The 18793-nt window shown below is 74.2% G+C and carries 17 protein-coding genes; 10 read left to right on the plus strand and 7 right to left on the minus strand.

Translation table 11 applies throughout. The annotated features are described in order from the left end of the window. Positions 1 to 15: 15 nt before the first annotated feature. Positions 16 to 2031, minus strand: a complete 2016-nt coding sequence (locus ACYF6T_RS29095; protein WP_461700126.1) for an oxidoreductase — start codon at positions 2029 to 2031, stop codon at positions 16 to 18. A 110-nt stretch (positions 2032 to 2141) separates the two neighbouring features. Further along, a complete protein-coding gene (locus tag ACYF6T_RS29100) occupies positions 2142 to 2510 on the minus strand; it encodes a hypothetical protein (RefSeq protein ID WP_461700127.1) in 369 nt (122 codons plus the stop codon). Positions 2511 to 2782: 272 nt separating this feature from the next. Between ACYF6T_RS29100 and ACYF6T_RS29105 the strand changes: the two genes are divergently transcribed. Both ACYF6T_RS29105 and ACYF6T_RS29110 read left to right on the plus strand, forming a co-directional pair. After that, the gene (locus ACYF6T_RS29105; RefSeq protein WP_461700129.1) at positions 2783 to 4849 is read left to right on the plus strand and encodes a SpoIIE family protein phosphatase; all 2067 of its coding nucleotides are present in this window, start codon (positions 2783 to 2785) and stop codon (positions 4847 to 4849) included. Positions 4850 to 4962: 113 nt separating this feature from the next. Then, entirely contained in the window at positions 4963 to 5646 is a 684-nt protein-coding gene (locus ACYF6T_RS29110) for a hypothetical protein (RefSeq protein ID WP_461700131.1), read from the plus strand. Here the strand turns inward: ACYF6T_RS29110 and ACYF6T_RS29115 are convergent. Beyond that, positions 5636 to 6415: a putative protein N(5)-glutamine methyltransferase gene (locus ACYF6T_RS29115; RefSeq protein WP_461700132.1), complete on the minus strand. Its 780-nt coding sequence runs from the start codon at positions 6413 to 6415 to the stop codon at positions 5636 to 5638. The two genes, ACYF6T_RS29110 and ACYF6T_RS29115, sit on opposite strands and share 11 nt — an antisense overlap. A 268-nt stretch (positions 6416 to 6683) precedes the next feature. Between ACYF6T_RS29115 and ACYF6T_RS29120 the strand changes: the two genes are divergently transcribed. Then, complete coding sequence (locus ACYF6T_RS29120; protein ID WP_461700133.1) at positions 6684 to 7115, plus strand: MarR family winged helix-turn-helix transcriptional regulator; 432 nt, start codon at positions 6684 to 6686, stop codon at positions 7113 to 7115. Here ACYF6T_RS29120 and ACYF6T_RS29125 read toward each other — a convergent pair. Beyond that, positions 7112 to 7816, minus strand: coding sequence for a GNAT family N-acetyltransferase (locus ACYF6T_RS29125; RefSeq protein ID WP_461700135.1), 705 nt, complete (start codon positions 7814 to 7816; stop codon positions 7112 to 7114). The two genes, ACYF6T_RS29120 and ACYF6T_RS29125, sit on opposite strands and share 4 nt — an antisense overlap. Continuing rightward, complete coding sequence (locus ACYF6T_RS29130; protein WP_461700137.1) at positions 7813 to 8742, minus strand: NADP-dependent oxidoreductase; 930 nt, start codon at positions 8740 to 8742, stop codon at positions 7813 to 7815. The genes ACYF6T_RS29125 and ACYF6T_RS29130 overlap by 4 nt, the downstream gene beginning before the upstream one ends. Positions 8743 to 8942: 200 nt before the next feature. Here ACYF6T_RS29130 and ACYF6T_RS29135 point away from each other — a divergent pair, with 200 nt between their 5' ends. From ACYF6T_RS29135 to ACYF6T_RS29160, 6 genes are all read left to right on the plus strand, one after another. After that, positions 8943 to 9548 (plus strand): sulfite oxidase-like oxidoreductase, encoded by a 606-nt coding sequence (locus tag ACYF6T_RS29135; RefSeq protein WP_461700139.1) that lies wholly within the window; start codon positions 8943 to 8945, stop codon positions 9546 to 9548. Then, positions 9541 to 10296: a ferredoxin reductase gene (locus tag ACYF6T_RS29140; protein WP_461700141.1), complete on the plus strand. Its 756-nt coding sequence runs from the start codon at positions 9541 to 9543 to the stop codon at positions 10294 to 10296. Before ACYF6T_RS29135 ends, ACYF6T_RS29140 begins: the two co-directional genes overlap by 8 nt. 60 nt (positions 10297 to 10356) lie before the next feature. Continuing rightward, entirely contained in the window at positions 10357 to 10941 is a 585-nt protein-coding gene (locus ACYF6T_RS29145; RefSeq protein WP_461700142.1) for an Rv1733c family protein, read from the plus strand. Positions 10942 to 11202: 261 nt separating this feature from the next. Further along, positions 11203 to 12171: an acetylxylan esterase gene (locus ACYF6T_RS29150; RefSeq protein ID WP_461700143.1), complete on the plus strand. Its 969-nt coding sequence runs from the start codon at positions 11203 to 11205 to the stop codon at positions 12169 to 12171. Between the two features lie 109 nt (positions 12172 to 12280). Beyond that, positions 12281 to 13447, plus strand: a complete 1167-nt coding sequence (locus ACYF6T_RS29155; RefSeq protein ID WP_461700144.1) for a serine hydrolase domain-containing protein — start codon at positions 12281 to 12283, stop codon at positions 13445 to 13447. Positions 13448 to 13577: 130 nt separating this feature from the next. Then, a complete protein-coding gene (locus ACYF6T_RS29160) occupies positions 13578 to 14312 on the plus strand; it encodes a GntR family transcriptional regulator (protein WP_461700146.1) in 735 nt (244 codons plus the stop codon). On the opposite strand, the gene ACYF6T_RS29165 is transcribed toward ACYF6T_RS29160, so the two are convergent. Beyond that, positions 14290 to 15042, minus strand: a complete 753-nt coding sequence (locus tag ACYF6T_RS29165; RefSeq protein ID WP_461700148.1) for a class I SAM-dependent methyltransferase — start codon at positions 15040 to 15042, stop codon at positions 14290 to 14292. The genes ACYF6T_RS29160 and ACYF6T_RS29165 overlap by 23 nt on opposite strands. Before the next feature lie 83 nt (positions 15043 to 15125). Between ACYF6T_RS29165 and ACYF6T_RS29170 the strand changes: the two genes are divergently transcribed. Further along, on the plus strand, positions 15126 to 15524 hold the full coding sequence (locus tag ACYF6T_RS29170; protein WP_461700150.1) for a nuclear transport factor 2 family protein: 399 nt from the start codon (positions 15126 to 15128) through the stop codon (positions 15522 to 15524). Here the strand turns inward: ACYF6T_RS29170 and ACYF6T_RS29175 are convergent. After that, the gene (locus tag ACYF6T_RS29175; protein ID WP_461700151.1) at positions 15506 to 18793 is read right to left on the minus strand and encodes a polysaccharide deacetylase family protein; all 3288 of its coding nucleotides are present in this window, start codon (positions 18791 to 18793) and stop codon (positions 15506 to 15508) included. The genes ACYF6T_RS29170 and ACYF6T_RS29175 overlap by 19 nt on opposite strands.

Genomic DNA, 18793 nt, shown 5'->3' on the forward strand with positions numbered 1-18793 from the left:
TCCTAGGGACGGCCCCTACAGGGCGGCCGCCACCTCGGTGCCCTGCTTGATGGCGCGCTTGGCGTCGAGTTCGGCGGCCACGTCCGCGCCGCCGATCAGGTGCACGCCGCGGCCGGCGGCGACCAGCTCCTGGTACAGGTCGCGGCGCGGTTCCTGCCCGGTGCACAGGACGATCGTGTCGACCGCGAGGACCGTGCTCCGCTCGCCGACGGTGATGTGCAGCCCGGCGTCGTCGATGCGGTCGTAGCGCACCCCGGGGACCACGGTGACGCCGCGGTGCTTGAGCTCGGTGCGGTGGATCCAGCCGGTGGTCTTGCCGAGGCCGGCGCCGACCTTGCCGGTCTTGCGCTGCAGCAGGTGCACGGTGCGCGGCGGGGCGGGGCGCTCGGGGGCGGCGAGTCCGCCGGCGGCCGCGTAGTCCATGTCGACGCCCCAGTGCCGGAAGTACGTCGGCGCGTCCTCGCTCGCCTTGTCGCCGCCGTCGGTGAGGAACTCGGCCACGTCGAAGCCGATGCCGCCGGCGCCGAGGATCGCGACGCGGTCGCCGACGGGGACGCCGTCGCGCAGCACGTCGAGGTAGCCGACGACGCTCGGGTGGTCGACGCCGGGGATGTCGGGGGTGCGGGGGGTGACGCCGGTGGCGACGACGATCTCGTCGTAGTCCGCCAAGTCCCCTGCTTCGACAGGGGTGTCGAGGCGTACGTCCACCCCGTGCGCGTCGAGCTGGTGGCGGAAGTAGCGCAGCGTCTCGTCGAACTCCTGCTTGCCGGGGACCTTGCGGGCCACGTTCAGCTGGCCGCCGATCTCGCTCGCGGCGTCGAACAGCACGACGTCGTGGCCGCGTTCGGCGGCGCCGACGGCGCAGGCGAGTCCGGCCGGCCCGGCGCCGACGACGGCGACGCGCTTCTTCGACCGGGTCGGGGAGAGCACGAGTTCGGTCTCGTGGCAGGCGCGCGGGTTGACCAGACAGGAGGTGATCCTGCCGCTGAAGGTGTGGTCCAGGCAGGCCTGGTTGCAGCCGATGCAGGTGTTGATGGCCTCGGGCCGGCCCTCGGCCGCCTTGTTCACGAACTCCGGGTCGGCCAGCATCGGGCGGGCCATCGACACCATGTCGGCGTAGCCTTCGGCGAGCAACTGCTCGGCGAGTTCCGGGGTGTTGATGCGGTTGGTGGTCACCAGCGGCACGGACACCGTGCCCATGAGCTTCTTGGTGACCCAGGTGTAGGCGCCGCGCGGCACCGAGGTGGCGATCGTGGGGATGCGGGCCTCGTGCCAGCCGATGCCGGTGTTGAGGAGGGTCGCTCCGGCGGCCTCGACGGCTTGGGCGAGGGTGACCACCTCCTCCAGCGTGGAGCCGCCGGGGACGAGGTCGAGCATGGACAGCCGGTAGACGATGATGAAGTCCTCGCCCACCGCCTCGCGCACCCGGCGCACGATCTCGACCGGGAAGCGCATGCGGTTCTCGTACGAGCCTCCCCAGCGGTCGGTGCGCTGGTTGGTCCGCGCCGCGATGAACTCGTTGATCAGGTAGCCCTCGGAGCCCATGATCTCCACGCCGTCGTAGCCGGCCTGCCGGGCGAGCCGGGCGGCGCGGGCGTAGTCGTCGATGGTGCGCTCGACCTCGGCGTCGGTCAGCTCGCGCGGCGGGAAGGGGCTGATCGGGGCCTGCAGCGGGCTCGGCGCGACGAGGTCGGGATGGTAGGCGTACCGGCCGAAGTGCAGGATCTGCAGCGCGATCCGGCCGCCCTCGCGGTGCACGGCCTCGGTGACGAGCCGGTGCCGCTCGGCCTCCGCGTCGGTGGTGAGCTTGGCTCCGCCAGGGTAGGGGCGGCCCTCGTCGTTGGGGGCGATGCCGCCGGTGACGATCAGGCCCACTCCCCCGCGGGCCCGTTCGGCGTAGAAGGCGGCCATGCGCTCGAAGCCGCCCTCGGCCTCCTCCAGGCCGACGTGCATGGAGCCCATGAGCACGCGGTTGGGCAGCGTGGTGAAGCCCAGGTCGAGCGGGTTCAGCAGGTGCGGGTAACGGCTCATGGGCCCCTCCGTGCGCGGTGTCGTGCCTCTGTTGTAGAGGACCGCGCCCCCATTGTGCAACTAGTTGCACAATGGGGTGACGAGGACCACCGCGCGGCTCGGGCCCGGGGCTAGCGGCTTTCCAGGCGGACGTGCAGCTCCCGTTCCTGGTCGCCCGAGGCGGAGGCGAGGTCGCGCACCGTGAACAGCGAGTCCAGCGTGGTGCGCAGCCGTTCGATGGCCCAGTAGCCGCCCTGCGCGTCCGCCTCCACGGAGGACGACAACCGGGCCGGCGGCGGGCAGGAGTGCGCGTCGGTCACCTCGAAGGTGCCGAGCCACACCATCGGCCGGGTCTCGTGCAGCTGCTGCGGCACCTCGTCGGCGCCCCGGTCGGACTCGAAGCAGGCGCACAGGGTGTCGAAGACGATCCGCGCGTCCTCCTTGTTGCACCCGCTGATCTCGAGCGAGACGGACTCCTCGTGCGATCGCTGACGCTCCATCGTGATCGCTCCTCTCCTGGCGGTGGCGCCGCGGCGCGGGTTCCCCGCGAACCGCGCCACATCCCCAGAAAAGCACCACCTCCGGGACACGACCAGTGAGCGGGCCGGCCGCGGCGGGTACTGTCGTCCCCGCTTCGCGGACGTTCCCGGCCGTGTTGAGAGATGGTGGAGGAGGGCGACGGGGGCGTCACAGGGACGGTTGAGCGCGGTAGAACATGGGGAGTCGGCACGGGGGACGGCGTGCCGCGTGAAAGGCGAAGGCGGTGCGTGCCATGAGTGCACCCGGGTTCTCGGTGACCGAGGGCGACGAATCGATACGGCCGAGCGGTCTGCTCGACGTACTCGGTGTGGCCTCGGTGGTGCTGGACGCCCAGGGCCGCGTGGTGCTGTGGAGCCCGCAGGCCGAGGAGCTGTTCGGCTACCCCGCCCAGGAGGCGCTCGGCCAGTACGCGGCCCGGATCATGGTCCACGAACAGCACCTCGACCTGGTCGTCAAGCTGTTCGCCGACGTCATGCTCACCGGCCAGAGCTGGGCCGGCGCCTTCCCGATCCGCCGCAAGGACGGCAGCACGCGCCTGGTGGAGTTCCGCAACATGCGGCTGCTGGACGACCACGGCGACGTCTACGCGCTGGGACTGTGCGCCGACCAGTCGACGGTTCGGCAGCTGGAGCGGGACGTGGCGCTGTCCACGCGCATGATCGCCCAGTCGCCGATCGGGCTGGCGGTCCTGGACACCGACCTGCGGTACGTGTCGGTCAACCCGGCCATGGAGCGGATCAACGGCGTGCCGGCCGAGGAGCACATCGGCCGCCGGGTCGGTGAGGTCGTGCCGCACGTCGACGTCAGCGCGCTGGAGGACGCCGTGCGCCGGGTCCTGGAGACCGGCCTGCCCCTCGTCGACCAGCACACGATCGGCCGTACCCCGGCCGATCCGGACGAGGACCACGCCTGGTCGGTCTCGCTGTACCGGCTGGAGGACGCGCTCGGCACCGTCCTGGGCGTGGCGGCCTCGGTCGTCGACGTCACCGAGCAGCACCGGGCGAGCGTCGAGGCGGAGACGGCCCGCCGGCGCCTCGCCCTCATCGCGGACGCCTCGGCCCGCATCGGCACCACGCTGGAGCTGGAGCGCACCGCCCACGAGCTGGCCGACGTGGCCGTGCCCGAGCTCGCCGACGTGGCCGCCGTGGACCTGCTGGACGCCGTGGTGGCGGGCCGGCGCACCAGCCTGGGCCCCGAGGAGCCGGCGGTGATCCGGGCCCTCGCGGTGCAGGCGCACGACGCGCCCGAGGCGCTGCGGGCGGCCGACCCGCCCGGCCAGGTGGCCCGGTACGGTCCCGACCGGCTGGTCACCGAGTGCGTGCGCTCGGGCCTGCCGGTGATGGTGGCCGAGGTCGAGGAGGCGCACCTGCCGCGGATCGCCCGCTCCCCCGAGGCCGCCGACCGGCTGAAGGAGGCCGGCGTCCACTCCTACCTGGCCGTCCCGCTCATCGCGCGCGGCGAGGTGCTCGGCGCCCTCGACCTCAAGCGCACCCGCAACCCGCTGCCCTTCAGCGAGGACGACCTGCTGCTCGCCCGCGAGCTGGCCTCCCGGGCGGCCGTGCAGATCGACAACGCGCGCTGGTACCAGAACGCCCGCGACACCGCCCTCACCCTCCAGCGCAGCCTGCTGCCCAGCCATCCGGCGGTGACCGGGGGCCTGGAGGTCGCCTCCCGCTACCAGCCGGCGGGCGGCACCACCGAGGTCGGCGGCGACTGGTTCGACGTCATCCCGCTGGAGGGCGGCACGACGGCGCTGGTCGTGGGCGATGTGATGGGCAGCGGCATCACGGCGGCCGCCACGATGGGGCGGCTGCGCACCGCGACGCACACGCTGGCCTCCCTCGACCTCGATCCGGCCCGGCTCCTGGAGCACCTCGACAAGATCACCGAGGCCCTGGACCACTCCATCGCCACCTGCGTCTACGCCGTCCACGACCCGGAGCTGCGGCAGTGCCGGATCGCCAACGCCGGGCACCTGCCGCCGGTGCGCCTGCGGCCGGGCCGGCCGCCGGAACTGCTCGACCTGCCCACGGGCGCCCCGCTGGGCGTGGGCGGGGTCGCCTTCGCCACCACGACGGTCGACGTCGAGCCCGGCGACCGCCTGGTCTTCTACACCGACGGCCTCGTCGAGACCCGCCAGCACCCGCTCGACGAGCGCCTGGACGCGCTGCTGGCCCTGCTCGACGGCCCCGACCGCCCGCTGGAGGAGGTGTGCGACGTCCTGCTGCGCACGCTGCACCAGCCGGACAACTCCGACGACGTGGCGTTGCTCATCGCCCGGGTGCAGCGGACGGACTGACCGGCGGGCGACGGGTGGGACGAACGCCCGGTTCTCACAGGCACGTATTACCTGTCCCTTATCTTCCGCATCGGACAATCACAGCAAGGCATGCCGGCCGATGGGAGCGAGCCGTGACACACGAGCCGACACCCGAGTGGGAAGTGATGACGGGACCGGGCGGGGCGGAGCCTCCGCCGGGCGCGGGTCCGGGCGGGGTGTGGCGACGGCGGTCCCGGCCGGCGCGCGCGGTGATCGCGTCGGCCGCGGTCGTCGTGCTGGCCCTGGGCGGCACGGTCGCCTACGCGGCGAGTTCGGGCGGTTCGGGGCAGGGGGCCACGCCCTCGGCGTCCGGGTCGGCGTCACCGTCGTCGGACGGGCGGGACGGCCGCTTCGGGCACGGGCCGTGGTTCGGGGCCGGCGGCATGGGCGTGCACGGCGAGTCGACCGTCAAGGACCAGGACACCGGCAAGTGGGTCGTACGGATCTGGCAGCGCGGCACCGTTGAGAAGGCCGACGGCGAACAGGTGACCGTCAAGAGCGAGGACGGCGCCTCCTGGAAGTGGACGGTGGGCAAGGACGCCACCGTCTTCCACGACGGCACGCGCGGCTCCGGGACCGGCGACCTGACGAAGGGCGAGACGGTCTTCCTGGTCGGCACCCGGGCCGGCGACGGCACCCGGACCGCGACGCACGTCATGGCGGGCACCGCGGACGACGACGGGCCCGGGCGCTTCCCCGGCCGCGGCCCCAAGGGCTGGCGGACGCCCGCCCCGCCGTCCATGCCGAGCCCTTCCACCAGCGGCGCTACGGCCTGACGCCGATCACCACGGTGGCGTACCGCTCCTCGTCGGTGACCTGCCGGGCGGTGAGCCCGCCGCGCGTGAAGGCGTCGAGGGCGTTCGCCGCCTGACGTTCGCTGGTCTCCACCAGCAGGCAGCCGCCGGGGGCGAGCCAGCCGGACGCCCCGGCGGCGACCCGGCGCAGCACGCGCAGCCCGTCCGGCCCGCCGTCGAGGGCGACCAGCGGCTCGTGGTCGCGGGCCTCCGCGGGCAGCAGGCCGACCTCGTCCGTCGGCACGTACGGCACGTTGGCGGCGAGGACGTCGACGCGGCCCCGCAGGCCGGGCGGCAGGGCCTCGTACAGGTCGCCCGCGTGGGCGTGCCCGCCGACGGCGGCGACGTTGCGGCGGGCGCAGCGGACGGCGGCCGGGTCGATGTCGGCGGCGTGCAGCTCGACGTCACCGAGCGCGGTGGCCAGGGCCACGCCGAGGGCGCCGGAGCCGCAGCACAGGTCCACGACGACGGACGCCTCGGGGGCCTGGGCCAGGGCCTGCTCGACGAGGAACTCGGTGCGGCGGCGGGGGACGAAGACGCCGGGTTCCACGGCGATCCGCAGACCGCGGAACTCGGCCCAGCCCAGGACCAGTTCGAGGGGCAGTCCGCCGACCCGGCGGTCGACGAGCCGGGCGAGCTCCCCCGGGGTGCGGGCGGCGGCGAGCATCAGCCGCGCCTCGTCCTCGGCGAACACGCAGCCCGCGGCGCGCAGTTCGGCCGCGACGGCGTCGGGGGAAGGGAAGGGGGGCATGGCAGCGGAGAGCCTTTCGGAGGTCGAAGGGCGCTCTCGCGAGGGCCTATCGCCCGACGGAAGAGGAGAACACCCGGCCTGACACAGCGGTCATGGGTCTCACCTCCTCGGCTTCACGGGGCCGGGATCGCCCCCGGCCGGACGGCCACACTACCGCACGGCCTCGGACACCGACGGCCTCCTCGGCCTCCACGGATGCGGGCGCCCGGCTCCGCGCGCACCCCGAGCCTCAAGTTGTACTGTGCAACTACAAGCGAGGGAGGTTCCGGTGGACGCAGACCAGGCCGTGGAGAGCATCCAGCGGGAGATGACGGTCTTCGCCCGCCGTGCCCGGGCCTCGGCGGGCCGCCTGCACCCCGAGCTGTCGCTGGTGTCGTACACGCTGCTCGGGCATCTGGAGGAGCGCGGCGGCTGCCGGGCGACCGACCTCGCCGCGCACTACGCGCTGGACAAGTCGACCGTCAGCCGCCAGGTGGCCGCCCTGGAGCGGGCGCGCCTCGTCGAGCGGCGCCCCGATCCGGACGACCACCGCGTCCACGTGCTGCACCTGACCGACGCCGGGCGCCGCATCCTCGCCCAGGTCACCGAGAGCCGCCGGGCGGCCTTCCGGGAGCGGCTCGCGGGCTGGGCGCCGGAGGACCTGGAGCGGTTCGCCCGGTATCTGGTGCGGTACAACGGGTGGCAGGACAACGGGAATTAGGAAACGGTGACGGCCTCCGGCAGGCGCTGCGGGGCGCGGGCCGCGAGGAACGCGGTGGTGCGGCGCAGGCGGAAGCCGAGGGACTCGTACAGCCGGATGGCGCCCGTGTTGGCCGCGCCCGTGTGCAGGAACGGTGTCTCGCCGCGGGCGCGGATGCCGTGGGCGACGGCGAGGATCAGCCGGGTCGCCAGGCCCTCGCCGCGGTGGGCGGGGTCGGTGCAGACCGCGCTGATCTCGGTCCAGCCCGGCGGGTGCAGCCGCTCCCCCGCCATCGCGACCAGAGCTCCCTCGCGCCGTATGCCCAGGTAGGTGCCGAGTTCTATGGTGCGCGGCAGGAAGGGGCCCGGGCGGGTCCGCTCGACCAGGGCGATCATCTCCGGCACGTCGGCGGGACCGAGGCGGACGGCCTCCGCGTCCGGGGCGGCGGCCAGCCCGTCGTCGACCAGCTGCACGCCCTCCATCCGGAACGTGATCTCCCAGTCGTCCGGCACCCGCCCGCGGAAGCCGGGCAGCGGCACTTCGGCGCCGGGGCCGGCGAGGGCCGCGAGGTCCGCCCAGTCGTCGGCGTCGGGCCGGTCGGGCAGCGCCAGCCACGGCGTGACGTCCAGCGGGTAGCGCAGCACCCGGCCGCGCCGCTCGGCGAAGCGGGCGTGCGGGCCGGTCAGGGAGGCGAGGGCGGGGTTGTCCAGGACGTGGCTCACGCGGCACTCCCGGCGGGGGCGACCTCGATGACGACCTTGCCGCGGGCGTGCCCCTCCTCGACCGCCCGCAGCGCCTCACCGGCCCGCTCCAGGGGGAACGTCCGTGTCACGTGCGGGTCGAGCCTGCCGCTCGCCACGAGGTCGGCGACCTCCGCCAGCCGCGCGGAGGTGCGCACCCGCTCGACGCGTGCGCCGCCGAGCTCCGCCACCGCCTGGGGCGGGGCCCCGGCCGTCACCAGTTTCGTCCGGTCGGCGAGCAGGGCCGCCGCCTCGGTCAGCACCGCGCCGCCCACCAGGTCGTACACGCCGTCCACGGGCCCGGGCACGCGCGCGGTCCAGCCCGCACCGGAGGGGACGTGCTCGGCCCCCAGCGACTCGACGAGGTCCTTCTTGCCCTCGCTCGCCACGCCCACGACCCGCAGGCCGAGGGCGCGGGCGATCTGCACGGCCGCCACTCCGACCCCGCCGCCCGCGCCGGTGACGAGCACGGTCGCGCCGGCCGGCAGAGCGAGCTGGCGGATCCCGTCGTACGCCGTCGCGCCGGCGACCGGCAGGGTGGCCGCGTCGGCGAAGGAGACGGCGGCGGGCTTGTGCGCGCTGAAGCCGGCCGACAGCAGCGCGTACTGCGCGTACCCGCCGGCCACCGGCTGTCCGAACACCTCGTCCCCGACGGCGAACCCCTCCACGCCGTCGCCGACCTCCTCGACGACCCCGGAGGCCTCGCGGCCGAAGAACGCCGGGAAGGTCCGCTCACCGGTCTCGTCGGGGCGCCGGAAGCCCGAGCGCAGCTTCCAGTCGACCGGGTTCACGCCGGCCGCGCGGACCGCGACGAGCACCTCGCCGGGCCCGGGAACCGGCCGGTCCACCTCGATCAGGGCCTCCACCTCGGGCCCGCCGTGTCGTGTGAAGACGTACGCCTTGGGCATGTGCTCCCACTCTCCTTCGCTGCCGCCGACGGCACGCGTCGGCCGACAGTCGGCAAGGAGAACAAGCGGGCGGCTATTCCCGGGGCGCCGCAGACTTCACACGGCCGCAATGATCGCCCGGCCGCCCCGGTGCGGAGCACCTCTGACATGCACGTACGGTGGAGGGCGTAAGCAGCCGTCACCCGTCCCGCTGGATCGTCATGAACGTCACCCGAGGCTTCACCGGACGTCCCCGCGTCGCCGATCCGGGCCTGCCGCCCGGCCAGTACGACGCGGGCGACGACTGGCCCGTGCTGTCCGCGGAGGTCACCCCCGACCTCGCGCCCGCCGACTGGACGTTCCGCGTCGACGGTCTGGTGGAGCGGCCCCACACCTGGGACTGGGAGGCGGCGCACGCGCTGCCGGCGTCGGTGTACGAAGGCGCCATCCACTGCGTGACGAGCTGGTCGAAGTTCGGGGTGCGGTTCGGGGGCGTCAGCCTGGACGCCTTCTTCGATGTGGTGCGCCCCCATGTGTCCGCCACCCATGCCGTCGCCTACTCGCACACCGGGTACACCACGAACCTGCCGCTGGCGGACCTGACCGGGGGGCGGGCCTGGATCGCCTGGGAGTTCGGGGGCGAGCCGCTGCCCGCCGAGCACGGCGGACCGGCGCGACTGCTGGTGCCGCACCTGTACTTCTGGAAGAGCGCCAAGTGGATCGCCGGCATCCGGCTCCTGGACCACGAGGAGCCGGGCTTCTGGGAGCGCAACGGCTACCACGCGCGGGGCAACCCCTGGGAGGAGCAGCGGTACTCCGGTGACTGAGACCTTCGCTCCCCCGACGCGCTTCGCCGTGCCCGGCCGCATCGCCGTGAGCGGTCAGGCCGCCACGGTGTGGCAGACCGCCACCCTGACCGAGATCCGCCGCGAGACCGCCCGCGCCGCCACCTTCCGGTTCGCCGTGCCCGGCTGGGCCGGCCATCTGCCCGGCCAGCACCTCATGCTGCGGCTGCGCGCCGCGGACGGCTATGTGGCGCAGCGCCACTACTCGATCGCCTCCCCGCCCGACGACAGCGGTCACATCGAACTGACCCTGGACCATGTCGAGGGCGGCGAGGTCTCGGGCTGGTTCCACACCGTGGCCCGGCCCGGCGACACCGTCGAGGTGCGCGGCCCGCTGAGCGGGTTCTTCGCCTGGCCGGGCGACCGGCCGGCGCTGCTGCTGGGCGCCGGCTCCGGGGTCGTCCCCCTGATGTCGATGGTGCGCCACCACCGCGCGCGGCGCCTGACGGTGCCGCTGCGGCTGCTGGTGTCGGCGCGCGGACCCGAGGACCTCCTCTACGCGCGGGAGTTGGGCAACGAGACGACGCCCGTGTTCACGCGGCACGCCCCCCAGGGTGTACCGGTGGGACGTATGGCCGCCGCACATGTGGCCCCGCTCCTGGCCCAGCGGCCACCTGGTGGGTGGGAAGCCTATGTGTGCGGCTCCAACTCCTTCGCCGAACACGCGTCCCGGCTGCTGGTCGAGGCGGGCCAGCCGGTGGACCGGATCAGGATCGAACGCTTCGGCTGAACGGCGGGCGGACCCGGCCGCGCGGTGAACGATCACCGCACGGCGGGGTACCCGAAGGGCATGCGAACCCGGGTGCGCGGCTGGCGCTGGCGGCGCAATCCGTTGCGGCGCCGGTCGGACGTCGTCGAGGCGTGGACGGCGCTGGTCGTCGCCGTCCTGCTGTGCGTGGGCGCGCCACTGGCCGGTGTGGTGAGCGCGTGGTGGGCGCACGGCGAGGCCCAGGCGGTCGCGGCGGCGCAGCGCGCCGAGCGGCGACAGGTGCGGGCCGAAGTGGTCGGCAGGACACCCGCCATGCTGCCCTCGCTGCAGGCCGGACGGCAGCACGCCTACCGGGTGACGGTGCGCTGGACGGACGCCGCGGGCACCGCGCACCGGGCGCGGGCGAGCGTCGCGGCCGGCACCCGCGCCGGGGACACGGTCGACGTGTGGTTCGACGCGCGGGGCCGCACCGTGCCCCCGCCGCCGGGCGCGAGCGCGATCTGGCAGCACACCGTGACCATGGGCGTGTGCGCCGCCGCCGGCGCGGCCGCCGTCGTGCTCCTCGGCCACTGCGCGGTGCGCCGCGTGTCCACCGGGCACCGGCTGACGGAGTGGGAGCGGGAGTGGGCCCGGACGGAACCGCAGTGGACGGGCCGGGGGGCGTGAGCGCGCCGCCCGGGTGGGCCGGGCCGCGGCGGTGACCCGACCACTGGAGACGGCGGCCGGTTCGGCCCGCGCCCTGTGCGCCGCATCCGCGACCAGCGCCCCTGCACCCTTGACCAGCACGTCGGCCTGCTGAACAGCACGCCCCCGCTCGGTTGCGACTCGCTCGCGTGACCGGCCGCCCGCGCAAAGCCCTGGCGAGTCGTCCGACCACGCCCGTACGGTGTGATCATCCGCATCGTCCCTTCACCAAGGCGGTCCTACATGGCCCTGTTCGACCTCCCCCTCGACGAGCTCCGCGAGTACCGCAGCGACTCCACCGAACCCGAGGACTTCGACGCGTTCTGGTCCAAGACCCTGCAGGAGGCACGCGAGCACGACCTGGACGCCCGCTTCGAGCCGGTCGACACGGGCCTGGCGACGGTGCGGGTGTACGACGTGACGTTCGCGGGGTTCGGCGGCCACCCGGTGAAGGGCTGGCTGACGCTGCCCGCCGCCGCGGACGAACCGCTCCCCCTGGTCGTGGAGTTCATCGGCTACGGCGGCGGGCGGGGGCTGCCGCACGAGCACCTGCTGTGGGCCTCCACGGGCCGGGCGCACTTCGTGATGGACACCCGGGGTCAGGGCAGCGCCTGGGGCGGCGGCGGTGGCACCGCGGACCCGGTGGGCGGCGCGCCGGCCTACCCCGGTTTCATGACGCGGGGCATCGACGCACCCGAGAACTACTACTACCGCCGGGTGTTCACGGACGGGGTGCGCGCCGTCGAGGCGGCCCGCTCGCACCCCCTGACCGACGCCTCCCGCACGGTGGCGCTGGGCGGCAGCCAGGGCGGCGGCATCACGATCGCCGTCGGCGGCCTGGTCCCCGACCTCGCGGCGATCGCGCCGGACGTGCCGTTCCTGTGCGACTTCCCGCGCGCGGCGACGCTGACGGACCGTCACCCGTACCGGGAGATCGGCCTGTTCCTCAAGACGCACCGCGGCCGCACCGAGGACGCGCTGCGCACCCTGTCCTACTTCGACGGCGTGCACTTCGCCTCCCGCGGCAGCGCCCCGGCCCTGTTCTCCGCGGCCCTGGAGGACCAGACCTGCCCGCCGTCGACGGTGTTCGCGGCCTTCAACGCCTGGGCGCACCAGGACAAGGCGATCGAGGTGTACGACTTCAACGACCACGAGGGCGGCGGGCCCTACCAGGAGGCGGCGAAGCTGCGCTGGCTGCGGTCGTACGCCTGAGCTCCGCGCCGCCCGGCACCCCCTTCCCTCCAGTCCGACTGGTCGGTACGTTCGGATGGCCCGGGTCGCAGCGTCGCGGCCCGGGCCACGACGGACGAGGGAGGGTCCCATGGCGGAGCGCGTTCCCCAGGTGCACGGCCACTGCGACGAGCGGTTCGCGGCGGTGCGGACGGCGTTCGAGGAGAACTTCCGGGACCGGGACGAACTGGGGGCGGCGGTCGCCGTCACCGTCGACGGGGTCACCGTGGTGGACGTGTGGGGCGGCTGGGCCGACGCGGCCCGCACGCGCCCGTGGGAGCGGGACACCGTGGTCAACGTCTGGTCGACGACGAAGGGCCCGGTCGCCCTGTGCGCGCACATCCTCGCCGACCGGGGCCTGCTCGACCTCGACGCCCCGGTGGCGCAATACTGGCCCGAGTTCGCCGCGGCCGGCAAGGAGAAGGTGCTCGTACGGCATCTGCTGTCCCACCGGGCCGGCCTGGCCGGTCTGCGCGAGCCGCACGCGCTGGAGCAGCTGTACGACTGGGAGCTGACGACGCGCCGGCTCGCGGCCATGGAGCCTTGGTGGGAGCCGGGGACGCGCTCGGGGTATCACGCGCTCACCTACGGCTTCCTGGTCGGCGAGGTCGTGCGGCGCGTGTCGGGACTGCTGCCCGGGGCGTTCCTGGAGCGGGAGGTGACCGGGCCGCTGGGGCTCGACTTCACGATCGGGCTGCCGGAGAAGGAGGCCGGGCGGGCCGCCGAGCTGGTGCATCCGCCGGCCGCGTCGACCAGCGAACAGGCCGCTATCTTCAGCCAGTTGGCGCCCGCGGCGCTCGCCGCGCTGACCAACCCGGTCACCGGCGCGGCCGAGGCGAACACGCCCGCGTGGCGGGCCGCCGAGATCCCGGCCGCGGGCGGGCACGGCACCGCCCGGGCCGTCGCCGCGCTCTACGGGATCTTCGCGGGCCGCGGCTCGTACGGCGGCCACCGCTTCCTGTCCGCCGAGGCGGCGGAGCGGGTGCGCGAGGGGCAGGGCGCCTGCCGTGACCTGGTGCTCGGCGCGGGGTTCGAGCACGAGACCGAGGTGGCGCTCGGCCTGTGGCTGAGCGGACCGAACGGCTCGTACGGGCCCAATCCCCGGGCTTTCGGCCACGACGGCTTCGGCGGTTCCTGTGGCCTCAGCGACCCGGAGGCCGGCGTGTCCCTGGGGTACGTGATGAACCGGATGGGGCCGCACATCGCCGACGACCCGCGCAAGATGGCGCTGATCGACGCCCTGTACAGCGCCCTGTGAGCGAGGGAGCGCGCGGCCGGTTTCGGCCGAACCACCGGGCCGCCCTTCCCTCGTGGTTTAGACCAATGCTAGATGTGGTGGCGCAATGAGCCCGCACGGCTACGGTACGTCACCCCTGAGGAGGCGCGGCATGGCCCGCACCGACCGTCCCCGCACCACGGCACCGCCGCGTTACCGGCGGGTGGCCACCCGACTGATCGACGAACTGCGCGACGGAACCGTCCCGGCCGGTGAACGGCTGCCCAGTGAGCGGCGGTTGGCGGAGCGCTTCGGAGTGAGCAGGGAGACCGTACGACAGGCGCTGGAGGTGCTGCGCCGGGACGGGCTGGTGGCCACCGACCGGCGCGGCAGCCACGCCACGCTGTCCGGCCCGCCGGTCGGGGCGGTGCCCTCGCTGACCTTCCCGCTCGGCGCCCGCAGCGCCGAGCCGGGCGCCGCGGACCGGGCCACGGTCGCCTGGGAGGCTCCCCCGCCGCAGCACGCCGAGGCATTGGGGCTCGCGCCCGACCGGCCGACGCTGGTGCACCGCTACGAGGCCGTGGGTGCCGACGGCCGGGGGCGGCGCAGCGCGGTGTCGTCGTTCTCCGCCGTCGCGCTCGCGGAGGTCGAGGAGCTCGCCCGTTACCGCGACCGCGCCGACGGCCCGGCCTCGGCCCAACTGCACCGCGCCTACGACTGGATGCGCCGGGCGGGCCTGACCCTGCACCACCGCGACTCCATCACCCCGCTCGCCGACGCGCCCTCGGTCCGGGTGACCCGGCGCGTGCACGACCAGTTCGCGCGCCCGCTGGAGATCACCGACCTGGTGGTGGACGCCCAACCGGAGGCACTGGTCTACGAGTTCACGCTGCCGGCGGCGGGGTGACACCGTCGGCCGAGGTGCCGGGGCGCCGGGCGACGACCATCCGCACCCGGGGGCTGCCGTCGGCGCGCCGCCCGAACTCCTCCAGGGCCTGCGACCCGACCTGGAACCCGGCGCGGCGCAGCTCCCGGCGCACCTCCCCGAGCCGGAAGGCCCGGTAGTACATGACGAACGGCGGCCGCCACACGGCGTTGCGCACGCGCATGACGGCATCGAAGCCGAGCAGCATCCAGAAGGCGAGGGACGAGGGCCGGGGCGGGGCCACCACGGGGAACGCGAACCGGCCGCCCGGCCGGAGAACGGAGTGGACCTGGGCGAACAGGCCCGGCAGCTCGCGCGGCAGGAAGTGCCCGAACGCCCCGAAGCTGACGACGAGGTCGAAGACGGGACCGAAGGGCAGTGCGCGGGCGTCCGCCCGCACCCAGGCCGCCCCCGGCGCCGCCCGTTCCCGCGCCACGGCGAGCATGCCCGCGCTGAAGTCGACGCCCACGACACCGCCCTCGCACACCCGCGCCAGCACGCCGGCCCCCGCCCCGGTCCCGCAGCACAGGTCGAGCCCGGTGCCGAAGGGGCCCATCCGCTCCAGTGCGCGGGCGACGGCGTCGAGCACCGAGTCCGGCGTCCGGAAGGGGGTGTGGTCGAACTTCGGGGCGAGCAGGTCGTAACCGCGCTCGACGGACGACAGCGCCTGGACGGCGAGTTCACGCAGGCTGGGGCCTTCGGGGCTGAACATCCGCGTCAGCCTAGTGGACGAGGGGACGGCGACTGGCTACTCTCATCATCACCTACTCAAAAAATTGACTATGAGGTGACGCGATGCGAGCCTTCCGCGAGGCGGTCGAGGCCGGCGACCTGGACGCCGTCGAGGCGCTGCTGGCCGAGGACGTCGTCTTCAGCAGCCCGGTGGTCTTCAAGCCGTACGCCGGAAAGGCGATCACGGCGTCGATCCTGCGCGCGGTCGCCCGCGTCTTCGAGGACTTCCGCTATCTGCGCGAACTCTCCGGCGGCGACGGCCACGACCACGCGCTGGTGTTCGCGGCCCGGGTGGGCGACCGGGAGCTGACCGGCTGCGACTTCATCCACCTCGACGAGGACGGCCTGATCGACGAACTCACGGTCATGGTGCGGCCGTTGTCGGGCGCCCACGCTCTGGCGGAGGCCATGGGGGCGCGGTTCGACGACATCGTGAAGGAGGCTCAGGCGCGGCTGTCCTGAGGCGGCGGGCCCGCGGGCGGCGCGGGCCGCGGCCACAGCCGCACCGGGCGTCGCGCCGCCCGGTCCTCGGCCCACCCGGCCAGCAGCACGGCGAGGGCGATCAGGGGCCAGGACACGAGGTACGGCAACCAGGTGGCGTCGAGAGGGAGCGTGTTCTCCAGCGCGGGCACCTGCCACATCCGGTCGATGAGGACCACGCCGAGGACGAGCGCCACCTCGTGCCACAGATAGACCGTCACCGCGCGCGCGTTGAGCAGCACGACAGCGCCGTGCACCGGCCGCACCCGGGTCACCCACGCGTCCGAGGTGGGCCCGAAGCGCAGCAGCAGCAGAACGAAGCCGAAGGACCACAGCGCCTGGCCGAGCGGGATCGACCCGAGGTCGTAGCCGTCCTCGGTCTGGTGGCTCATCGCGAACCAGCCGCCCACCGCCAGTACGACCGCGGCCACGGCCGCCACCCGGGCCGCGGGCAGCCGGCGTACGAGCCCGTCGCGGTGGGCGAAGCCCAGCAGCCAGCAGGCGCCGAACGTCGACAGGTCGGTGAACGGCTCCGCGATCCGCGCGGGCAGCGGCAGCAGTTCGCTCTGCGCCAGCCCTGCCAGTGCCAGGAAGCCCGCCACCGCCGGCCACGGCGCCCTGCGGAAGACGCGCAGCAGCAGGGGCGACAGGAGCACGAAGAGCAGGTAGGCGCGGATGTACCACAGCGGCGCGACGATCTGCCAGGCCCAGCCGGTGTGCGCGAACGGCGGCTCGCCCAGCGGCAGGACCCAGAACACCATCCTCGGCCAGTCCGGGCGCCAGCCCTTGAGGACCATGGCCACCACCATGACCAGACCGAACAGCCACACCGGCGGCAGCAGGCGGCGCATCCGGGCGCGCACCACGGCGGCGGCGGAGCGGTCGCCACGGTCGAGGGAACGCGCCATCAGCGAACCGGCGAGGGCGAACATCACGCCCATGGCCGGGAAGGCGAAGGTGAGCCAGGCCCAGTCGAAGGCGTGGTACGTCACCACGCGCACCAGGGCCACGGCGCGCAGGAAGTCGAGGTACAGGTTGCGGCCGCCGCTGCGGCGAGCGGTCCCCGAGGACGATCCGGCCGTGCCGGCCGCGCGGACCGCCGGCGCCGCCACGGGTGCCGGCGCCGCCGTGACCGCGCCCGTGCGGCGCAGCTTGTGCCAGCGCAGCCGGGCCCCGGTGAGGGCCGTGGTGCAGGACTGCAGCAGGACGAAGTAGAGGAGCTGGCGGTAGAAGAGCTGCTGCAACGGAAGCGCCCACAGCGCGCGCTGCCTCTCGCCGTCGATGCGCAACGCGTAGGAGGCGCACAGCAGTTGCACGCCGAGCAGGGCGCCCCAGGCGAGCGCGGTGCGCAGCGGGTCCTGGAAGAGCAGGCCGTAGACCAGGAACAGGTCGATGAGCGGGGCCAGCAGCGGGGTGAGCACGGTGAACAGCACCACCAGGGCCAGGCCGTAGCGTCCGAAGTGGCCGGCGTGGCCGCGTTCGACGAGGGCGTGGCGGTGCTTCCACATCGCCTGGAGGGTGCCGTAACTCCAGCGGTAGCGCTGCCGCCACAGCTGTCCGACGGTGCCCGGCGCCTCGGTCCAGCCGCGGGCGCGCTCCTCGTAGACGACGTGCCAGCCGGCCCGGTGCAGGGCCATGGTGAGGTCGGTGTCCTCGGCGAGGGTGTCGTCGCTCAGCCCGCCGACGCCGCGCAGGGCGGTGCGGCGGTAGGCGCCGACGGCTCCGGGCACGGTGGGGATGCAGCCGAGGACGTCGTACATCCTACGGTCGAGGTTGAGGCCCATCACGTACTCGAGGTGCTGCCAGGTGCCCAGCAGCCGGCCCGGGTTGCCGACCTTGGTGTTGCCGGCCACCGCGCCCACCCGGCGGTCGGCGAAGGGCTGCACCAGATGGTGCACGGTGGCCGGTTCGAAGACGGTGTCGCCGTCCATCATCACGACGAGCCGGTGCGCGCAGTGCGCCACACCGGTGTTGAGGGCGGCGGCCTTGCCGCGGTTGGGCTGGCGCAGGACCGTCACCCCGGGCAGCGCCAGCGACCGTACGACCTCGGCCGTGTCGTCGGTGGAGCCGTCGTCCACCACCACGACCTCGACCGGGTGCTCGCTCTTGGCCACCGACAGCACGGTCTGGGCGATGCACGCGCGCTCGTTGAAGGCGGGGATGACCACGCTGACCGGTTCGGTGATCTCCGGTCCCCAGGAGAAGCCCGGGTCGCGGCGGCGCCGGGCGTGGCGGTGGGCGAGCACCAGCATGGCGGCGAACCGCAGCAGCATGAGGGCACCCACGAAGGCCATCGCCACGGCGAGCGCGGGCACCACCCGGTCACCGACCGTCACGGCCGCCACGAAGACCCGGCCACTCCACAACTCGGCCCCGCTGACCGGATGGTGGGCGCCGGACGCGCCGAGCGCCCCGGTGACGGTGGTGAACCGGTAGCCGCGCGCCTGCAGTTGGGGGATCAGCAGGTTCAGTGCGCGCACCGTCTGGGACCGGTCGCCTCCGGAGTCGTGCAGCAGCACGACGGCACCCTGCCCGGTCAGCCGTCCGGTGACGGCGGAGGCGATGGCCTGCGCGCCGGGCCGCCGCCAGTCCTCGGTGTCGATGTCGACCAGGGCGGTGATGTACCCCTTGCCGCCGAGCCGCTGGACCACCGGCCAGGACAGGTCGTCCAGGTCGGCGGCGTGGGCGGAGTAGGGCGGGCGGACCAGCGAGCTGTGGAGGCCCGCGGCCCCCGCGAGCGCGAGCTGGGTCTGTGCCAGCTCCCGCTCGGTCCGGGAACCGGACTGGTACACGAGGTCGGGGTGGGTGAAGGTGTGCACGCCGATCTCGTGTCCGCTGTCGGCCATCCGCCGCACCAGGCCGGGTTCCCGGGTCACCGCCGAGCCGATCACGAAGAAGGTGCCCTTGACGTGGTAGCGGTCCAGCACGTCCAGGATCCGCGGTGTCCATCGGGCGTCCGGGCCGTCGTCGAAGGTCAGGGCCACCGTGCGGGCCGGGAGCCGGTGGCTGCGGGTGCCCCCGCCGGTGGTGTCGATCACGGGGCCGCCGCGCAGCACCGACGCGGGCACGTGCCCTGCCGTTACCGGCGGATGGACGCGGTGGTCGGCCGCGAACTCGCCGTGCGTGTAGCCGTGCAGCAGCAGGATGGCGCTCACCAGGGCGAGGACGAGGAGGAACGACGCGATCCGCGGCCGGGAGGCGGTGCGGCGGGCCCGGTCTCCGACGGGGCGTCTCGGCTGTCGTACGGCCAT

The organism is Streptomyces sp. 7R007, assembly GCF_054850255.1.